This is a genomic window from Brevundimonas sp. GW821-FHT12E07, from assembly GCF_058807035.1.
Map to the genome: position 1 here is coordinate 1,022,293 of NZ_JBXAQH010000001.1, position 13,466 is coordinate 1,035,758.

Genomic DNA, 13,466 nt, shown 5'->3' on the forward strand with positions numbered 1-13,466 from the left:
ATGACCGACGCCGCAGATCCCTTTGAGGCCATCAAGGTCGTCTTCTTCCAGGAGTGCGACGAGTTGCTCGGCGACCTGGAAGCGGGTCTGCTGGCAATGGAATCCGGCGCGGCCGATGACGAGACCGTCAACGCCGTGTTCCGGGCCGTCCACTCGGTCAAGGGCGGGGCAGGGGCCTTCGGCCTCGACGCCCTGGTCCGCTTCGCTCACGTCTTCGAGACCCTGCTCGACGAGCTGCGCTCGGGCCGCAAGCCCTGCGACGACATCACCGTCAAGACCCTGCTGCGCGCCTCCGACGTCCTGGCGGACCACATCGCCGCGGCGCGGGGCCAGGCCCCGGAGGTCGACGAGGCCCGTTCCGCCGGTCTGGTCGCCGAGCTGGAAATCCTGACCCACGGCGTGGCCAGCGCGCCCGCCGCCGAGGCCCCGGCCGAGGAAGAGCCCGTCTTCACCCCGGTGATGATGGCCGCGCCGGCTGTCGCCGAGGCGGACGGTCTGCCCGAGGCCGACGAGTTCGGCTTCCGCCCCGTGGCCTTCAGTTTCGCGGGTCTGGACGACGCCCCGGCCGAGGCTCCGGTCGAAACCGCCGCCCCGTCGGGCGACGTGTGGCGCGTGGTCTTCCGTCCGCACGCCCGCCTCTACGCCAACGCCAACGAGACCGGCATCCTGCTGCGCGAGCTGTCGCGCCTGGGCGAGATGACGGTCGAGGTGGACACTTCCGCCCTGCCGACCCTGGACGAGCTCGTCCCCGAGGAAGCCTATCTGGTCTGGACCATCGACCTGACGACGACCGCCAGCGAAAGCGCCGTGCGCGACGTCTTCGACTTCGTCGAAAGCGACTGCGACCTGTCCATTCGCCCGGCCGGCGGCGCCGCCGAGGCTCCCGCCGCTGACGTCGCCTCCGAGGCCGCGCCCGAGTTCGACATCGCCGCCCTGATGGCCAGCGCCAAGGCCGACGTGTCCGCCCAGGCGGCCGCGGCCGCTGCGGTCCCCATCGCCGCCCCTGTCGCGCCTCCCGTCGCGGCTCCGGCTGCGACACCCGCGCCGGTCGCTCCGGCCCCGGTAGAAGCGGTCGCCGCTCCCGCGCCGGCCCCGACGCCCGCTCCGGCGGCTCCGGCTCCCGCCGCGCCCGCCGCCGCCGCCGCTCAACCCGCTGCCCAGGCCGCCGTCACCATTCGCGTCGATCTGGATCGCGTCGATCGCCTGATCAACGTCGTCGGCGAGCTGGTCATCCAGCAGGCCATGCTGGCCCAGCGCGTGATCGAAAGCGGCCTGGCCCGTTCGTCGGGCATCTCCGTCGGTCTGGAGGATCTCGAGCTGCTGACGCGCGAGATCCAGGACAGCGTCATGGCCATCCGCGCCCAGCCGGTGAAGTCCGTCTTCCAGCGGATGCCGCGTCTGGTCCGCGAAGTCGGTGAAATGACCGGGAAGCGCGTGCGTCTGGTCACCGCCGGCGAGGACACCGAGGTCGACAAGACCGTGGTCGAACGCCTGGCCGAGCCGATCACCCACATGCTGCGCAACGCCATCGACCACGGGCTGGAAAGCCCGGAAGAGCGCGTCGCCGCCGGCAAGCCCGCCGAGGGCACCGTCCGCCTGGCCGCCCTGCACCGCTCGGGCCGGATCGTCATCGAGATCGGCGATGACGGCAAAGGCATCAACCGCGAACGGGTCAAGGGCATCGCCATCTCGCGCGGCCTGATCGCCGAGGACGCCGTCCTGACCGACGACGAGATCGACAACCTGATCTTCCTGCCGGGCTTCTCCACCGCCGAGACCATCACCGACGTCTCGGGACGCGGCGTGGGCATGGACGTGGTCAAGCGCTCGATCCAGGCCCTGGGCGGCCGCATCGCCATCAGCTCGGTTCCGGGCAAGGGATCGACCTTCACCCTCAGCCTGCCGCTGACCCTGGCGGTGCTGGACGGCATGGTCGTGACCGCCGCCGAACAGACCCTGGTCGCGCCCCTGACGGCCATCGTCGAGAGCCTGACCCCGCGCGCCGAAGACATCCACTATGTCGGCGGCCACGATCCGGTGATCCGCTTCCGCGACCAGTTCGTGCCCCTGATCGACGTGGCTCTGGGCATGGGCTTCCGCGATGCCCCGGCTGCGGCCGAGGGTGGCGTCGCCGTGATCATCGAGACCGAGGCCGGCGCCCGCGCCGCCCTGCTGTTCGACGCCATCCAGGGCCAGCGCCAGGTCGTCATCAAGAGCCTGGAAACCAACTACCAGCAGGTCGAGGGCGTGGCCGCCGCGACCATCCTGGGCGACGGCCGCGTCGCCCTGATCCTGGACGTGGACGCCATCGTCGCCTCGTGGCGCCGCAAGGCCACCCGCGTCGAGGCCACCCGTCCTGACTTCAAACTCGCGAGCTGATCATGACCGAAGCTTCCAACGCCGCCGCCTCGCGCGAACTGATCGCCTTCCGCATCGGCGAGCAGGAGTTCTGCGTGGACATCATGTCGGTGCGCGAGATCCGCGGCTGGACCCCCGCGACGCCTCTGCCACGCGCGCCGGGCTTCATGAAGGGCGTGATCAACCTGCGTGGCGCCGTGCTGCCGATCATCGACCTGGGCGCCCGCTTCGGCCTGCGCACCTCCGAGCCGACCGCCCGTCACGTCATCATGGTCGCCCATGTCGGCGGCCGCATGGTCGGCCTGCTGGTCGACGCCGTGTCGGACATCATCCAGCTGACGGATGAGGCCGTGCAGCCGACGCCCGACGTGGCCAGCGAGCAGGTGAAGACTTTCGTCAAAGGCCTGTTCGCCATCGACGGCCGCATGATCAGCCTGATCGAACTGGACCGGATCGTCCCCGACGCCGCCGAGGCCGAAGCCGCATGAGTACGTCCGCCGGGCGCGAATCCCTGGTCGAAGGCGAGTTCGTCTTCACCGCCGAGGATTTCCGCCACATCGCCCAGATCCTGCACAGCCACGCAGGGATCGCCCTGAACGAGGGCAAGGCCGCGCTGGTCTATTCGCGCCTGGCCAAGCGGCTGCGCACCCTCGGCCTGCGCAGCTTCCGGGACTATTGCGCCCTGATCCAGGACGCGGCGGGCGTGGACGAACGTCAGGCGATGACGGCGGCCCTGACCACCAACGTCACCCGCTTCTACCGCGAGCCGCACCACTTCGATCATCTGCGCGACGAGGTCATGCCTATGCTGGCCGCCCGCGCCCGCGCCGGCGGCCGGGTCCGTCTCTGGTCGGCGGCCTGTTCGAACGGGCAGGAGCCCTATTCTATGGCCATGACGGCCCTGTCCGTCCTGCCCGAAGCCAATGATCTGGACTTCCGCATCCTGGCTACCGACATCGATCCGAACATGGTCGCCGACGGCATCGCCGGCGTCTATCCGGAGGAGGCGCTGGATCCGGCGCCCCCGGCCCTGCGCAACAAATTCTTCGAGAAGGCGCCTTCGCAAGGGCGCAACATGCTGTCGGCGAGCCAGCCCCTGCGCGACCTGATCGCGTTCAAGGAGCTGAACCTGATCGGCGACTGGCCGATGCGCGGCAAGTTCGACGTCATCTTCTGCCGCAACGTCGTGATCTATTTCGACGACGCGACCCAGGAGAAGGTCTGGAAGCGATTCACCCCGCTGATGAACCCCGGCGCGACCCTGTATATCGGCCATTCGGAACGCGTCAGCGGCCCGGCGATGAACCAGCTGAACACCAGCGGCCTGACCACCTACAGGCTGGCCGCATGACCGCCCCCGTCCGTGTCCTCGTCGTCGACGACAGCCCGACCATGCGCGGCCTGATCACGGCCGCCCTGCGTCGCGATCCCGAGATCGATGTGGTCGGCTCCGCCGCCGATCCCCTGGAAGCGCGCGCGTTAATCAAGGAATTGAACCCCGACGTCATCACTCTCGATGTCGAGATGCCCAATATGAACGGGCTGGAGTTCCTCGAGAAGATCATGCGGCTGCGGCCCATGCCCGTGGTCATGGTCTCGACCCTGACCCAGGCCGGCGCCGAGATCACCCTGGAAGCCCTGGAAATGGGCGCCGTCGATGCGGTCGGGAAGCCGGGCGCGGGTGTCACCGCCGCCGAGGCCTTCTCCGAGCTGACGCTGAAGGTGAAGACCGCCGCTCGCTCGCGGGTTCGCGCGCGCGTTCCGGTCGAGACCGTGCGTGCGCACCATGACTATCGCGCCGGCGCCGACCACATCCTGGCGATCGGCGCCTCGACCGGCGGCGTCGAGGCCCTGCTGACCATCATCTCCGCCTTCCCGGCCAACTGCCCGGCGACGGTGGTGACCCAGCACATGCCGGCGACCTTCACCGCCAGCTTTGCTGCTCGCCTGAACAAGGCCTCGGCCGCCACCGTCACCGAGGCGGTGGACGGCGACCTGATGATGCCGGGCCATGTCTATATCGCGCCCGGCGGCCTGACCCATCTGGAAGTCTCCGGCACGACGCCGCGCGTCCGCCTGAGCCAGGGCGACACCGTCAGCGGCCACCGGCCGTCGGTCGATGTGCTGTTCCGTTCGGTCGCCCGCCTGCGCCGTCCCATGACCGGGGTCATCCTGACCGGCATGGGCCGTGACGGCGCGCAAGGGCTGCTGGAAATGCGTGAAGCCGGCGCCCATACCGTCGGCCAGGACGAAGCCTCTTCTGTTGTTTACGGCATGCCGCGCGTCGCCCACGAAATCGGGGCCGTCGAACGCCAACTGCCGCTGTCGCGTATTTCATCAGCCATTCTCGACCTGTGCGCTGCGCCCCCGCGCGGCGCCGCCGCCTGAGGTACCCCCGCCATGCCTGCCGCCTCCGCTATCCATACCCTGATCGTCGACGACCAGATGTCGATGCGCGGCCTTGTGCGCACCAGTATGCAGCAGCTGGGTTTCCGCGAGTTCCGTGAGGCTTCTGACGGCGAGGCGGCCCTGCGCGAGATGATCGGCAAGCCTGCTCACCTGATCATTTCCGACTTCAACATGCCGAACCTGGACGGCCTGGGCCTGCTGCGCGCCATCCGCGCCCACCCGCCGACCCAGGGCGCCGCCTTCATCATGCTGACCGGCCGCGCCGACCGCGAGCTGGTGGCCCGCGCGGTCCAGTTCGGGGTCAACAACTACCTGGTCAAGCCCTTCACCGTCGCCCAGCTCAAAGAGAAGCTGGAAGGCGTCTTCGGTCCGCTGACATGATGTCCGAGGCGGCCCTGGCGACCGAAAAGAGGATTCATGTGGGCCAGGGCGAGCACCACATCACCTCCGACCCGAACGTGATGCTGACCACCATCCTGGGCAGTTGCGTGGCCATGTGCCTGCGCGATCCGCAGACGGGCGTGGGCGGCATGAACCACTTCCTGCTGCCCGAAGGTTCGGGGGCGGGGACCGACGCGGGCCGCCGCTACGGCGCCTATGCGATGGAACTGCTGATCAACGACGTGCTCAAGGCGGGCGCGCGCCGCGACCGTCTGGAGGCCAAGCTGTTCGGCGGCGGCCGGATGTTCAACTCCCTGCGCGATGTCGGCATGCAGAACGCCGACTTCGCCGAGCGCTTCCTGCGCGACGAAGGCATTCCCGTGGTGGGCGGCAGCCTGCGCGGCGATGGAGGGCGTCGCCTGCACTACTGGCCCACGACCGGTCGCGCCCTGCAGCGCGCCGTGACCGACAGCCATGTGCCGACCCAGGCGCCGCCGAAGCCGGAACCGGTCGCCTCCGGCGCCGTGGAGCTGTGGTGATGTTGTCGCGTAGCCGTACCCTCCTGACCGCCGTCTCCGACGAACTGGCCGAGATCCGCGCCCAGGTCGATGGCCTGTCGGGGCTGACGTCCGAGCTGATGGCCCATTGCCCGCCCGAGAAGTTGAGCGGCGTGATGGCGCGCATCCAGGACTTCGACCTGCTGATCCAGCGTCTGGACGGGCTGAGCGGCCTCTCCGCCGCCCTGGGCGCCGGCGTGCCCATCGACACCGCCCTGCACGCCCTGACCCTGACCGATCAGTCCAACCGGCTGAGCCCGGGTGTAACCAATGCGTCCGCTGAAAAGGCTTCGGGCGATCTGATGCTGTTCGACTGAGCCATGGCGCGCCGGCAGCCGGACATCAACGAAAAGGTCAACCTCGCGCGCTCGTCGGTGCTGCTGGTCGACCATAACCAGAAGTCGCTCGACATGCTGAGCTCGATCTTCCAGGGCTTCGGCGTCCGGGAACAGATCAAGCGCATGACGACCGAGGATGCCGTCCGCGTCGTGGACGAGCGCGATCTCGACCTGATCCTGATCGACTGTTCGATGCCCGACATGGACGGCTATGATTTCACCCGCTGGCTCCGGCGCGATACGCCGCCGCCGGTGCGCTATACGCCGGTGATCATGCTGGTCGGGCACGCGGCCCAGTCCAAGGTCCAGAAGAGCCGGGACTGCGGCGCCAGCTTCGTCGTCACCAAACCCATGACCCCGTCGGTCCTGCTGCAGCGCATTCTGTGGCTGGGCAATGACGAGCGGCAGTTCGTCGAGGCCGACACCTATGTCGGCCCGGACCGTCGGGTGCGCAATTTCGGCCCGCCCCTGGGCGTGCCCGGCCGTCGCGCCGGAGACCTCTCCGAACACGTCGGCGCCGCCAGCGAGGCCAATATGGATCAGTCGGCGATCGACATGATGATGAAACCGATGAAGGTGCAGCTGTGAGCGAAGCCCGGACATTCAAGGTCAAGAGTTCGCTGTCGAAGCAGCTGTTCGAGCCGGGCGGCCGCCTGGTCCGCGACGCCGAACGGCTGGCGGGCGAGGCGCTCAACACCCATCGCGACGAGGCGATGGCGATGATTTCCACGACCCTCGACGAGCTGGAAGCCGTCTGCAACGCCGCGCAGGAGGGATCAGGTCCGCAGGTCTACACCCTGGGCGCCAAGGTCATCGATCTGGCCGCCTTCTTCGATACCGGTCCGCTGCACGATGCGGCCTACAGCCTGTGCGAGGTCTCGGACCGGATGATCACGGCGGGCATCTGGCATTGGCCGTCGATCACGGTGCATCTGCAGGCGATGCGGCTGATCATCGCCAGCGGCTGTCGCACGGGTCGGACCAGCGAGACCCTGCTGGACGGTCTGCGCAAGATCTCGCAGCGGCCGTAACCGGACGACTACTGGCGCGCGACAGGGGTGTCGAAGACATACCCCTTGCCGCGCAGGGTCACGATCAGGTCGTGGCCGCTCTCGTCGCTGAGGCGTTTGCGCAGGCGGCTGATCTGGACATTGATCGCCCGGTCGCGGACGTTCGCCTCGCCATCGTGGGCGCCGCTGATCAGCTGGGCGCGGGTCAGGACCCGGCCCGGGTTCTCGGCGAAGGTTCGCAGCAGGTTGAACTCGTTCGGCGTCAGGGCGGTGGACTCTCCATCGGCCTTGATCAGGCGCCGACGCAGCAGATCCAGTTGCAGGCCTGCGAAGCTCAGCACGCCGGCGGCGCCCGCCTGAACCGGCCTGGCCCGACGCAGGACGGCGCGGATGCGGGCCAGCAGTTCGCGCGGATTATAGGGTTTGGCCAGATAGTCCTGGGCGCCCATTTCCAGCCCAAGGATGCGGTCGGTGTCCTCGCCCAGGGCGCTGGCGACGATGACCGGCGGACCCATCTCCGACAGCCGGCGACACAGAGCCAGGCCGTCGCCGCCGCGCATCGAGACATCCAGGAGGATAAGGTCGGGGCGGTCTTCCCTGAGACGACGCTCCATCTCCGGAAGACTGTTCGCGCAGCGGGTCACGAAGCCCTGTCTGCCGAGGTAGCCGCAGAGGGGATCATGGTGATCATGCGCCTCGTCGACGATCAGGATGGCGGGCGAAGATGAACTGTGCATGAACAGTTTGTGCCCGCCAAATAGGGCGGGCGGATTGCACATTCGTTATACGGCTCAGTCGTTTGACACGTTCTGATACAGACCGGCGACGCTTTGCCGGACGGACACCGGGCGCATGAAAAAGGGCGGAGGCCCGAAGACCTCCGCCCCTCCCGTTTCACCGATCGGGATCGATCAGAAGGACTTGCTCAGGTTGATGAAGAAGGTCCGTCCGACGTAGTCGTAGCCCGAGTAGAGCGGGGCGTTGCCGACCCGGCTGACGACGCCCGCCGAGAGGGTCGGCGGCTCTTCGTTGAAGATGTTGCGCATCCCCGCCGTGGCGGTCCAGCCGTCAGCCGCATACTGCACCGAGGCGTTGTGCAGATAGTAGTCGCTGACCTCGGCGTCATAGCCCAGCGACGCCAGGGTATAGCCGTAGTTCTTCAGGTAATAGGCGTCGTACCCCATCGAGTCGATCCACTCGACGCCATAGTGCACCGTCCACTTGTCGAAGGCGTAGGCGGCGTCGAAGTTGGCGCTGAACTCCGGCGTGCCGATGGTGCCGACCTCGTCGAGGATCGGATCGTCGGCGAACAGAGTGCTGTAGCGCTTGGTCATCTGGGTGACGCCCAGGTTGAAGATCGCACGGCCCGGACCGAAGTCGTTGGCGTAGCGGACGGTGTAGTCGATGCCGTGGACCACGTCGGTGGCGACATTGACGTAGCTGTCGTGAACCGTCAGCGCGCCGGTCGAGGCGTTGCGGTCGATCAGGCCGCAATAGCCGTTGTCGGCCTGGAACTCGGCCGCGGCCGAACTGTAGCAGAGGCCCAGGATGCTGCTGTAGCCGATACGCGAGACGCCGTTGTCGATCTGGATCTCGTAGTAGTCAGCGGCGAACGACAGCTTGCCCCAGCCGTCCGGCAGTTTCGGCTGCAGGATCAGACCGACGGTCAGGTTGTCCGAGGTCTCGGCGCTCAGGTTGTTGTCGGCGCCGCCCGAGGTGATGACGGCCACGCTGGAGGTCTGGTTGAAGTTGGTGGCCAGACCTTCGCTGGCGCAGTTCGCGGCCACGATCGGGTCCGTGCCCGTCGAGCCGTAGCTGTTGCAGGGGTCCGCCGTCGAGCTGACGAAGCCCGAGGTCGCGCCGACGAACTGCTCGAACAGGGCCGGGGCCCGGTAGGAGGTGCCGTAGGAGCCGCGGAAGGTCAGGAAGTCGAACGGCTGGTAGACCAGACCCAATTTGTAGGTCGAGTCGTCACCGTAGGATTCATAGTCGGTCCAGCGGGCCGAACCGGTGAAGGTCAGGGCCTTGGCGAACGGCAGGTCGGCCAGGATCGGCACTTCCACTTCGCCGAACAGTTCCGTCACCGAGTCGCTGCCGCGGGTGATGGCCGAGGTCGAGTAGTTCCAGGTGTTGGCGTTCTGGGAATCGATGCCGGGCGTGTCGTCGATCGAGGACTTGCGGTACTCGGCGCCGACATAGGCCATCACCTGACCGGCGGGCAGGGTGAACAGCGGGCCGTCGAAGCCGACGCTGGCGACAGTCTCGTCATAGATCGTCGTGCCGGTGACGTCCTGCTTGACGTAGTCGACCCAGGCCTGGGGGAGGTCGCCGCCGATGACCGCCGAGGTCAGATAGGGCGCCGCGACGCAGTTGGCGTCGGTGCTGACGCACGAGAAGCTGCCGTCCGCGTTCTTCACGACGTTCAGGCTCTTCTGCAGCCGGTCGGTCAGGAACTGCTCGGTCGTGTAGACCGACTTGGAGCGGGTGTAGCTGACATAGGCGTCGTAGTGCCAGTCCGGCAGGAACAGGTCGCCACGAATGCCGGCCAGCTCCTTGGCGAAGTCGACCCGTTGCTGGCTTTCGGTGTTGCCGAAGCCGATGAAGGCGCGAACGCCGACGGCGGAGCCGGGGTTCAGGCCCTGGCTGGAGGCGGCGTAGGTGCTGCCGGCCAGGCTGGTCGGAATCAGCGGGCTGCCCTTGGCGTAGTCGATGACCAGCTGGCGATAGTCGGTCGAACTGGACTGGCGCTGGTTGACCAGAACCTCGCCATAGACCTGGGCGTTGCCGAGGGCGTGCAGGTCGTAGGAGCCTTCCAGATAGCCGGTGGTCACATCGACCGGCGTGATCAGGGAGGTGTTCAGCATGTCCGGGTCGTAGGTGGTGCGGACGCTGGTGTTGGTCGCCGAGTTGCCGACGCCCTCGAAGCCGACCAGGCCCGTGGTCACGGCCGAGTTCGGACGCCAGCGGTTGAACGTCGTCCCAACCGCATTGGTCGCGCCAACGCCGGCGATGGTCGAGGTGCCGATGGTGTTGATCGTCACGCCGCCCGAGTTGAGCGAGAAGCATTTCGACAGGCCCGTATTCGGGTCGATGTAGTCCGAGCCGTCGGCATAGGCGTCGGTCGGGCAGGAGGTGAAGGCCCGGTCGCCCAGGCTCAGCTCCTCGCGCACATAGCGCTCGGCCGAACCGGCGATGTGCCAGCGATCGCCGTGCGTGCCAGCCACGATCGAGAAGCGGTTCTCGTCGCCGCCACCGTTGGCGTCGTTGGTGAAGTTGTACTGGCCGCTGACCGTGACGCCGTCGACGCCCTTGTCGGTGACGATGTTGACGACCCCGGCGATGGCGTCCGAACCATAGATCGACGAGGCGCCGTCCTTCAGGATTTCGATGCGCTCGATCATGGCGGTGGGCAGGACGTTGAGGTCCGCCGAACCGACCGAGCCGCGCGAGCCGGCGGGGGCCACGCGACGGCCGTTCAGCAGGACCAGGGTGCGGGTCGCGCCCAGGCCGCGCAGCGACAGGGTGTTGGCGCCGGGGCCGCCGTTCACGACATAGCCGCCGTAGGCGTTGTTGATCTGCGACGTGCCGCCCGTAACCGCCGTGCCCTGAAGCAGGCTGGTGGTCGAGGTGAAGCCGGCCAGGGTGGCCTCGTCGCGGGTGATCACCTGGACGGGGGAGGGGGCGTTATAGTTGTCGGTGCGGATGCGCGAGCCGACGACCACGACTTCCTCGACCTGATCGGCCGCCTTGTCCTTGTCCTTGTCGTCCTGAGCCGTGCTGGTGCTCGTATCCTGCGCCAGGGCGATGGCGGGGATGGCCGCCGGAACCAGGGCGGCGAGGCCGACGACCATCGTCGTGCTCAGAAGATGTTTTCTCAAATCGATCATGCGTCCCGCAGGCTCCTGTGTAACCGAGAGGTATTTCGGGGCTCGATCTGGCCCCGTCGCGGTCAATAGGTGTCATGATGTCGATGCAAGAAAGCCATAAATCATATAGAACGATGGTATTAAGGCCGGTGTATCCCGATAAACACTAGATTTTGCAGTAATGTATCTCAACATTTCCCGGGGTGATCGCAAAACAATTTATAGTCTCAAGTATTACATAAGAAGTCTGTGGCGATACATTTGGGGCTGAATTGGGGCGCATTCCAAAGCGCCTCGGCCCGGCGCGGATGCGTTCGGGTCCGGCGGCGACGGCGCCGGCGATGGGTCCGGGCTGAGCTGAAGTCAGGCGGGGCCGGCGGCCTGAAGGATCAGGGTCGCGGTCAGGCCGCGAGGCTTGCGCGACCGCAGCACCAGACGGGCCCGGTTGTCGCGCGCCAGCCGGCCGGCGATGGTCAGGCCGAGGCCCGATCCGCCCGTCTCTCGAGAGCGGGAGTCCTCGAGGCGGACGAAGGGCTCCAGCACTCGTTCCAGATCGGCGTCGGCGATGCCGGGGCCGTCGTCCTCGATGTCCAGCAAGACCTTGTCGCCTTCGATCCGTGACGAGATCCGGGCGTTGCCGCCATGGACCACGGCGTTCTCGATCAGGTTGGCGACGCAGCGGCGCAGCGCCTTGGGCCGGACCATGACGTCGCAGTCGCAGCCCTCGGTGAAGACCACGGGACGTCCCGCATCGGCCTCATCGTCGGCGATGGAGCGCAGCAGGGAATCGAGGGCCATGCGGGCGAAGGGCTCCTGGCTCGGCTCGCTGCGCGCCAGTTCCAGCCCTTCCTTGACCAGGGCCTGGGTCGCGGCGAGGTCGCCGAGCAGCCGCTCCTTCAGCTCGGGGTCCGACACCTTCTCGACGCGGAGCCGCAGACGGGTGAGGGGGGTCTGGAGATCGTGGGTGACGGCGGCCAGGACCTGGGCCTTGTCGGCCATGGCCTGCCGCAGCCGCGTCTGCATGGTGTTGAAGGCGTTGGCCGCCTGGCGCACCTCGGTCGGGCCCGCGTCGGCCATGGGCGGGGCGTCGAGGCTTTCGCCGAGGGCCTGGGCCGCCGTCGCCATCTGGCGCACAGGCCGGGAGGCGAAGCGGGCGACGAAGAAGGACAGGAGGGCCAGGGCCAGCGCCTCGATGCTCAGGAACCAGGGATCGAGCACGCGCGGGCGCGACGCGGGCGGGGGAGCGCCGGTGACCATCGAGAATTGCGCGCCCCGGGCGTCGGTGAAGTCGATGATCCAGCAGGCGGGCGGGTTCAGGCCCAGAGCCTGGGCCTCGGTCTGGACGGCCTTTTCGTGGGTGGCGTCGACGACCACACGGACGTCGCGGTTGTCGTTCCTGCGGCAGGCCGTGGACTCGGTGGACCAGGCGATGGCCCGGATCTGGCCGAGACGGCCGTCGGACAGGCGCCGGTTCAGCTCCAGATCAGGCTGGCCGCGCACGGCCGTCGCCGGGCGAGGTTGCAGGCCGGCGGCGCCGGTCCGCGCCATATCGACGGCCTCCACCGGGTCCAGACCCTTGAGCACCGAGGCGTAGGATTCGATCCGGTCCGTCGTCCGTTCCGCACGGAAGGCGGCGAGATCGGCGCGGTAGCGCATGTCGGCTATGGACAGGGACGCGAGGGCCGCTAGCCCGGTGCCGAACAGCAGGATGACGAACAGCCGTCCGGTCATCGAGCCGAGGAAACGTTCGACCCAGGCCTGCGGGCCCTTCGGCGCCGGGACGGAGTCCTGGCTCACGTCAGGACGACATTGGCGGTCAGGACATAGCCTTCATTGCGGATAGTGCGGATCAGGACCGGCCCCTCGGCGCCGAACTTCTGGCGCAGGCGGCTGACCTGGATGTCCACGGCGCGGTCCAGGGCGTCTTCCTGACGGACCCCGCCCAGCGAGATCAGCTGTTCGCGGCTCAGCACCCGGTTGGCATATTCGACCAGCACCTTGAGCAGCCGGTATTCGGCGCCCGAAAGAACCACCACCCGGCCGTCGGGGTCGTGCAGCAGCCGCTGCTCGAAGTCGAACGACCAGCTGTTGATCCGCGCGGCCCGCGCCTCCAGCGGCGTCAGATTGGTCGGCAGGGTGCGGGTGCGGCGAAGCACGCTGCGGATGCGGGCGATCAGCTCGCGCGGCTCGAACGGCTTGGTCAGATAGTCGTCGGCGCCCATCTCCAGACCCACGATCCGGTCCACCGCCTCGGCCCGGGCCGTCAGCATGATGACGGGCACGGCGGAATCGGAGCGCAGGTCGCGACAGAGCTTCAGCCCGTCCTCGCGCGGCAGGTTCAGGTCCAGAAGAATGATGTCGGGCTCGTGCGCGGCGATGGCGCTGCGCATCTGCGAGCCGTCGGCGGCCGTGTCGATCTGAAAGCCGGCGTCCGACAGCTGTTCAGCCAGCATGACGCGGATATCGCGGTCGTCGTCGACCAGAAGAATGCGTGCGGGAGTGTCCATGGCCGCATCCTGAAACGATCTGTCGCTCCTCGCGCGGGTC

At 67.7% G+C, this 13,466-nt stretch carries 13 protein-coding genes; 9 read left to right on the forward strand and 4 right to left on the reverse strand.

Annotated features, from left to right (window positions below; all coding sequences use genetic code 11):
- The 9 genes from AC1ROD_RS05025 to AC1ROD_RS05065 are packed head-to-tail and all read left to right on the forward strand — an operon-like array spanning window position 1 to window position 7,074.
- Window positions 1-2,379, forward strand: a complete 2,379-nt coding sequence (locus tag AC1ROD_RS05025; RefSeq protein ID WP_492947152.1) for a chemotaxis protein CheA — start codon at window positions 1-3, stop codon at window positions 2,377-2,379.
- Window positions 2,380-2,381: 2 nt separating this feature from the next.
- Window positions 2,382-2,846 (forward strand): chemotaxis protein CheW, encoded by a 465-nt coding sequence (locus tag AC1ROD_RS05030; RefSeq protein ID WP_492947153.1) that lies wholly within the window; start codon window positions 2,382-2,384, stop codon window positions 2,844-2,846.
- Complete coding sequence (locus AC1ROD_RS05035; RefSeq protein WP_492947154.1) at window positions 2,843-3,709, forward strand: CheR family methyltransferase; 867 nt, start codon at window positions 2,843-2,845, stop codon at window positions 3,707-3,709. Before AC1ROD_RS05030 ends, AC1ROD_RS05035 begins: the two co-directional genes overlap by 4 nt.
- Window positions 3,706-4,746, forward strand: coding sequence for a protein-glutamate methylesterase/protein-glutamine glutaminase (locus AC1ROD_RS05040; RefSeq protein ID WP_492947155.1), 1,041 nt, complete (start codon window positions 3,706-3,708; stop codon window positions 4,744-4,746). Before AC1ROD_RS05035 ends, AC1ROD_RS05040 begins: the two co-directional genes overlap by 4 nt.
- Window positions 4,747-4,758: 12 nt before the next feature.
- Window positions 4,759-5,148, forward strand: coding sequence for a response regulator (locus tag AC1ROD_RS05045; RefSeq protein WP_492031863.1), 390 nt, complete (start codon window positions 4,759-4,761; stop codon window positions 5,146-5,148).
- A complete protein-coding gene (locus AC1ROD_RS05050; RefSeq protein ID WP_492947735.1) occupies window positions 5,148-5,687 on the forward strand; it encodes a chemotaxis protein CheD in 540 nt (179 codons plus the stop codon). The genes AC1ROD_RS05045 and AC1ROD_RS05050 overlap by 1 nt, the downstream gene beginning before the upstream one ends.
- On the forward strand, window positions 5,687-6,022 hold the full coding sequence (locus AC1ROD_RS05055; protein WP_492947156.1) for a DUF8776 family protein: 336 nt from the start codon (window positions 5,687-5,689) through the stop codon (window positions 6,020-6,022). The genes AC1ROD_RS05050 and AC1ROD_RS05055 overlap by 1 nt, the downstream gene beginning before the upstream one ends.
- Before the next feature lie 3 nt (window positions 6,023-6,025).
- The gene (locus AC1ROD_RS05060) at window positions 6,026-6,631 is read left to right on the forward strand and encodes a response regulator (RefSeq protein ID WP_492947157.1); all 606 of its coding nucleotides are present in this window, start codon (window positions 6,026-6,028) and stop codon (window positions 6,629-6,631) included.
- Window positions 6,628-7,074: a chemotaxis protein CheE gene (locus tag AC1ROD_RS05065; protein WP_492947158.1), complete on the forward strand. Its 447-nt coding sequence runs from the start codon at window positions 6,628-6,630 to the stop codon at window positions 7,072-7,074. The genes AC1ROD_RS05060 and AC1ROD_RS05065 overlap by 4 nt, the downstream gene beginning before the upstream one ends.
- 8 nt (window positions 7,075-7,082) lie before the next feature.
- On the opposite strand, the gene AC1ROD_RS05070 is transcribed toward AC1ROD_RS05065, so the two are convergent.
- The 4 genes from AC1ROD_RS05070 to AC1ROD_RS05085 all read right to left on the reverse strand — a co-directional run bounded on the left by AC1ROD_RS05070 (window position 7,083) and on the right by AC1ROD_RS05085 (window position 13,426).
- Window positions 7,083-7,790 carry a response regulator transcription factor gene (locus AC1ROD_RS05070; RefSeq protein WP_492947159.1) on the reverse strand — a complete coding sequence of 236 codons (708 nt, stop codon included), beginning with the start codon at window positions 7,788-7,790 and terminating at the stop codon, window positions 7,083-7,085.
- A gap of 174 nt (window positions 7,791-7,964) precedes the next feature.
- The gene (locus AC1ROD_RS05075; RefSeq protein ID WP_492947160.1) at window positions 7,965-10,940 is read right to left on the reverse strand and encodes a TonB-dependent receptor domain-containing protein; all 2,976 of its coding nucleotides are present in this window, start codon (window positions 10,938-10,940) and stop codon (window positions 7,965-7,967) included.
- Window positions 10,941-11,282: 342 nt separating this feature from the next.
- Entirely contained in the window at window positions 11,283-12,716 is a 1,434-nt protein-coding gene (locus tag AC1ROD_RS05080; protein ID WP_492947161.1) for an ATP-binding protein, read from the reverse strand.
- Window positions 12,713-13,426, reverse strand: coding sequence for a response regulator transcription factor (locus AC1ROD_RS05085; RefSeq protein WP_492947162.1), 714 nt, complete (start codon window positions 13,424-13,426; stop codon window positions 12,713-12,715). The genes AC1ROD_RS05080 and AC1ROD_RS05085 overlap by 4 nt, the downstream gene beginning before the upstream one ends.
- Window positions 13,427-13,466: the final 40 nt, after the last annotated feature.

What these genes read in the sequence shown, in the direction of transcription:
- AC1ROD_RS05025 (WP_492947152.1), top strand. Translation starts at nt 1, where the DNA reads ATGACCGACGCCGCAGATCCCTTTGAGGCCATCAAGGTCGTCTTCTTC.
- AC1ROD_RS05030 (WP_492947153.1), top strand. Translation starts at nt 2,382, where the DNA reads ATGACCGAAGCTTCCAACGCCGCCGCCTCGCGCGAACTGATCGCCTTC.
- AC1ROD_RS05035 (WP_492947154.1), top strand. Translation starts at nt 2,843, where the DNA reads ATGAGTACGTCCGCCGGGCGCGAATCCCTGGTCGAAGGCGAGTTCGTC.
- AC1ROD_RS05040 (WP_492947155.1), top strand. Translation starts at nt 3,706, where the DNA reads ATGACCGCCCCCGTCCGTGTCCTCGTCGTCGACGACAGCCCGACCATG.
- AC1ROD_RS05045 (WP_492031863.1), top strand. Translation starts at nt 4,759, where the DNA reads ATGCCTGCCGCCTCCGCTATCCATACCCTGATCGTCGACGACCAGATG.
- AC1ROD_RS05050 (WP_492947735.1), top strand. Translation starts at nt 5,148, where the DNA reads ATGTCCGAGGCGGCCCTGGCGACCGAAAAGAGGATTCATGTGGGCCAG.
- AC1ROD_RS05055 (WP_492947156.1), top strand. Translation starts at nt 5,687, where the DNA reads ATGTTGTCGCGTAGCCGTACCCTCCTGACCGCCGTCTCCGACGAACTG.
- AC1ROD_RS05060 (WP_492947157.1), top strand. Translation starts at nt 6,026, where the DNA reads ATGGCGCGCCGGCAGCCGGACATCAACGAAAAGGTCAACCTCGCGCGC.
- AC1ROD_RS05070 (WP_492947159.1), bottom strand. Translation starts at nt 7,790, where the DNA reads ATGCACAGTTCATCTTCGCCCGCCATCCTGATCGTCGACGAGGCGCAT.
- AC1ROD_RS05075 (WP_492947160.1), bottom strand. Translation starts at nt 10,940, where the DNA reads ATGATCGATTTGAGAAAACATCTTCTGAGCACGACGATGGTCGTCGGC.
- AC1ROD_RS05085 (WP_492947162.1), bottom strand. Translation starts at nt 13,426, where the DNA reads ATGGACACTCCCGCACGCATTCTTCTGGTCGACGACGACCGCGATATC.